1 pseudogene is annotated in these 370 nt (G+C 70.8%); it reads left to right on the forward strand.

Annotated elements, in window-relative coordinates:
- A pseudogene (locus tag IF11_RS0136140) lies at positions 1-370 on the forward strand (integrase); the annotation flags it as partial.

A 370-nucleotide genomic window follows, 5' to 3' on the forward strand; every position in this document is an offset into this window, starting at 1 on the left:
CAAGGACACGGAGATCCTCGCCCTGCGCCACCAGATCACCGTCCTCGAACGGCAGCTCGGTCCGGACCGGGTGAAGTTCGCTCCGGAAGACCGGGCTTTCCCCGCCGCTCCGCTGGTACCGCTGTCCCGCCAGGTCCTGCGCCGACTGCGGCTGCTGGTCCAACCCGACACCGTACAGCGCTGGCACCGGGACTTGATGAAGCAGCGCCACGCCCGCACGTGCCGGCCCAAGAGGCCAGGCCGACCGCCCACCGCCCGCTCGATCCGCATCCTGATCCTGCGCCTGGTCCGGGAGAACCCGTCGTGGGGCTACCGCAGGGTGCACGGCGAACTCGCCACTCCCGGCATCACAGTCGCCGCCTCCACCGTC

It is taken from the genome of Streptomyces scopuliridis RB72 (assembly GCF_000718095.1).
In the GTDB taxonomy this organism is placed as follows: Bacteria; Actinomycetota; Actinomycetes; order Streptomycetales; family Streptomycetaceae; genus Streptomyces; species Streptomyces scopuliridis.